Here is a 4,081-nt window from a genome sequence, read left to right on the forward strand (position 1 = left end):
ACCAAAGCAAGACACCAAAAACTGGCATCAAAAAACCACGTCCCAACACGGGGCGTCGAAACGCGGCAAAAAAACAACAACAAAAACAAAACCACCAAACACACTATTGAGTTCTCAAACAACACCCCTCCGACCGCGCAACAAGCCCCGCGGCCATTGGCCGCTTACTCACTGAGCGGACGACGAGAGACCCACCGAAGTGGTGCTTCCCTCTGGGACATCGTCGCGCTCTACGGACTGGCCGTGTCGCGACGACTTGATCAAGTTACGCGAGAGCAAACGTGGAGTCAAACAACCTGCTAGACGCCAAATTTCAGCTATCGCAAAATCAAGGAACGCGCTCGACGCCGGCGATATTCCGCTTGCCCCGGCGCAGAACCAACCAGCGTCCGTGCAGGAAGTCGGTTGGGCTCGGGACCCAGTCTTCGTCGTCGATCTTGGTGTTGTTGACGGATACGCCGCCCTCGGCGATCGTGCGTCGCGCGGCGCCCTTGCTTTGCGACAGCCCGCTGGCAACCAGCAGGTCCACGATCCCGTCTGGGCTGCCCGGTTTTAATTCAGCGACCGAGGTCTCGCGTAGCGCGGCCGTCAGCGTCGACTCGTCCAACCGGTCGAGTTCCCCGCGGCCGAATAACGCCTGGCTTGCGTGTTCAACCGACTCGGTGGCGTGCTCGCCGTGCACGAGGGTGGTCAGTTCGCGGGCCAGTCGTCGCTGCGCTGCCCGTTGCTGTGGCCGTGACGCGGTGGCCTCCTCGAGGTCGGCCAACTCGTCTGCCGACAAGAAGGTGAACCAGCGCAGGTACCGGATCACGTCGGCGTCGGCGGTGTTGACGAAGTACTGGTACCAGGCGTACGGAGTCGTCATCTCCGGGTCCAGCCAGACGTTGCCGCCGCCGGTGGATTTGCCGAACTTCGTCCCGTCGGCCGTGGTCACCAGCGGAACCGTGAGGGCATGCACGGTGGCCGACAGCTTCTGGCGCACCAGCCGCACGCCGGCGATGATGTTGCCCCACTGGTCGGATCCGCCGATCTGCAGCGCGCAGTGATGGCGTTGGTGGAGCTCGACGTAGTCGTTGGCCTGCAACAGCATGTAGCTGAACTCGGTGTAGGAGATTCCCTCGCCCTCCAGGCGGCGCCGCACGGTGTCGCGGTCCAGCATCACGTTTACCGAGAAGTGCTTGCCGACGTCGCGTAGCAGCTCAATGGCCGACATCGCGCTGGTCCATTCGAGGTTGTTTTCGATGATGGCACCGGTCGCCGAACCGTCGAAATCGACGAAGCGTTCCAGCTGTCCGCGGATCCGGTCAGTCCATCCTTCGACGGTTTCGGTGGAGTTGAGTAGCCGTTCACCCGTATCGCGAGGGTCGCCGATCAGGCCGGTTGCGCCACCGGCGAGAACGATCGGGCGATGCCCGGCGGCCTGAAAGCGCCGCAGCGCCAACAACGGGACCAGATGCCCTGCGTGCAGGCTGGGCGCGGTGGGATCAAATCCCGCGTACAGCGTGATCGGGCCGTGCGCAGCCTCGCTGGCCAACGCTTCGAGGTCGGTGGACTGTGCGATCAGTCCACGCCAGCGCAGCTCGTCGAGGATCATGTCCGAATAGTCTTCCAGGACGAGCCGGGCTAGTCGCTAGCGCCCGGCGCCGGGGCCCGGGGGCTGCGGCGGTATGCGGAGACCTCCGGTCGGCCCGGCAACCACAGCCGCCATGGCCGGTCGGCGGCCTGGCTGATCCCGACGCGGGGACCGGACACAGCGGTCAGCGGGGCGTTCAGTTCCACGGTCACTGGGCTGTCGAGGTCAAACAGATCAATCCCGTTGTCGTCCATGGTGATTCCCAGCGCCGAGCACAAATTGCCCGGACCCCGCGCAAGCGCCGCGGCACGGACCAGCTCACCGCGGCGGGCGCGCGCGACCTCGGCGCCGTCCTCGACGGCGGCGGCCCTCAGTAAGACTGCCGCAGCGGTGCCGTCGGGTCCGCACGAGACGTTGGCGCAGACGTGGATCCCGTGGCTTCGGTAGGTGTAGAGCCGCCCCGGGGGCCCGAACATCACGGCGTTGCGGCCGTTGCGGCCGCGGTAGGAGTGGGCCGAGGCATCCGGCCAGGGGCCGTCGGGAACCCCGCCGTAGGCCTCGACTTCGACGACGATTGCCCGCACGCCCCGGCCGGTGAGAGTGGCGCCGAGCAAGCGGTGCGCGGCCGCGACGGGGTCGACTGTCAGCTCGCGCGCAGCCACGCCTTGGCCGGATCGCACCCATCGAACCTACCGACACCGCGAACGTGGCAATATCCCGGTTGCCGCGTGGCGAAGGAGCCCGAAATATGCATGCGATCGACCCTGCCGCCACTGCGTGGCTGCTCGCCAGCACCGCACTAGTGCTGCTGATGACCCCCGGCCTGGCGATCTTTTACGGCGGCATGGTCCGCACCACCGGGGTGCTCAACATGATGATGATGAGCTTCATCTCCATACCGCTCGTCACGGTCGCGTGGCTGCTGGTCGGCTACACCATCGCGTTCTCGCAAGATGGGGCAAGCGGGCTCGTCGGCAACCTCAGCCATATCGGGATGCTGGGCATCACCCCGGAAACGACCCACGGCACAGTTCCCGAGCTGCTATATGCCACGTTCCAGTTGACGTTCGCGATCGTCACAGCCGCACTTGTCAGCGGCGCGATCGCAGACCGCGCCAGGTTCGCTGCCTGGATGGTGTTCGTCTCGGTATGGGCGATTGCCGTGTATTCGGTTGTCGCGCATTGGGTATGGGGACCCGGCGGCTGGCTGGCCAAGCTGGGCGTGCTGGACTATGCGGGCGGACTCGTCGTCGAGATCGTGTCCGGTTGCTCTGCTCTGGCCCTGGCGCTGGTACTCGGGCCCCGCATCGGCTTCAAGAAGGACGCCATGCGGCCGCACAATCTGCCGTTGCTCTTTGTTGGTGTCGGACTGCTGTGGTTCGGCTGGTTCGGGTTCAACGCCGGTTCTGCTTTGGCCGCCAACGGAACTGCCGCGGCCATCTTTCTCAACACGCTTGTCGCGGGCTGCCTGGGCATGCTCGGCTGGCTGTCGGTCGAACGAATCCGCGACGGCAGGGCCACGACGTTCGGCGCGGCATCCGGTGTGGTCGCCGGCCTCGTCGCCATCACTCCGTCGTGCGGAACCGTCAACACGCTCGGGGCGGCGGTCGTCGGCTGTGCGGCAGGAATAGTGTGCTCGTTCGCGGTGGGCGCGAAATTCCGTTTCAACTATGACGACTCGCTCGACGTGGTCGGTGTGCACTTTGTCGGCGGGGTTGTCGGCGTGTCATTGATCGGGCTGCTTGCCACGGCGGTCATGACGGCGGGTCCGCAGGGTCTCTTCTACGGGGGCGGCTTCACCCAACTGGGCAAGCAGGCGCTGGCGATCGTGGTCGTCGCACTCTATGCGTTCACGATGTCGTTCGTTATCGCGAAGCTGGTCGATCGAGTGATGGGCTTCCGGCTCAGCGCAGAAGACGAGACCACCGGTGTCGACCTCGCTCAACACTCCGAAACCGCTTACGCCGAAGGCGTGCACGGCCATTTGCCGTTGCGAGGCCTGGGCTCGACGGGGTCGTCCCCGCCAACAGCTTGAGCACGAAACCCTCCGCGGCCTTGACAACCGCAACCAGAGGGCGGATATTCATCGTATGATGACTTCATCGCATGATGAATTTATTTTGAATGGTGACGAGGTAGCCGTCGACATCAGCCACTTGCGCGTGGTCCGCGGCAAACGCCCGGCGCTGCAGGATTTCTCGGTTCGCATCGGCCGCGGCAGCATCACCGGACTGCTCGGTCCGTCGGGCTGTGGCAAGACCACGCTGATTCGCTGCATTGTCGGCACCCAGCTCATCGCTTCGGGGACCGTGCGCGTCCTCGGCCTACCGGCCGGGTCAGCGTCTCTGCGCCGCCGCATCGGATACCTGCCGCAGGATCCCACGATCTACAACGACCTGCGGATCGTCGACAACGTCCGCTATTTCGCGTCGCTGTACGGATTTGACCGCAGCGCCGCTGACTCCGCGATCGATCGGGTGGGGCTGAGCGATCACAGCACTGCCTATT

4 protein-coding genes are annotated in these 4,081 nt (G+C 64.9%); 2 read left to right on the forward strand and 2 right to left on the reverse strand.

The window, feature by feature from the left end:
- Positions 1 to 328: 328 nt before the first annotated feature.
- The gene (tyrS, locus tag WBF82_RS18610; RefSeq protein ID WP_424384428.1) at positions 329 to 1,594 is read right to left on the reverse strand and encodes a tyrosine--tRNA ligase; all 1,266 of its coding nucleotides are present in this window, start codon (positions 1,592 to 1,594) and stop codon (positions 329 to 331) included.
- A gap of 29 nt (positions 1,595 to 1,623) precedes the next feature.
- The gene (locus tag WBF82_RS18615) at positions 1,624 to 2,235 is read right to left on the reverse strand and encodes a DNA-3-methyladenine glycosylase (protein WP_424384431.1); all 612 of its coding nucleotides are present in this window, start codon (positions 2,233 to 2,235) and stop codon (positions 1,624 to 1,626) included.
- A gap of 86 nt (positions 2,236 to 2,321) precedes the next feature.
- Between WBF82_RS18615 and WBF82_RS18620 the strand changes: the two genes are divergently transcribed.
- Positions 2,322 to 3,608 (forward strand): ammonium transporter, encoded by a 1,287-nt coding sequence (locus WBF82_RS18620; RefSeq protein ID WP_424384429.1) that lies wholly within the window; start codon positions 2,322 to 2,324, stop codon positions 3,606 to 3,608.
- 55 nt (positions 3,609 to 3,663) lie between these two features.
- Positions 3,664 to 4,081: ATP-binding cassette domain-containing protein (locus WBF82_RS18625; RefSeq protein ID WP_424384430.1), on the forward strand; the 418-nt coding region annotated here is incomplete at its 3' end.

Origin of the sequence: Mycobacterium sp. (assembly GCF_049673265.1) — a bacterium.
GTDB lineage: Bacteria > Actinomycetota > Actinomycetes > Mycobacteriales > Mycobacteriaceae > Mycobacterium.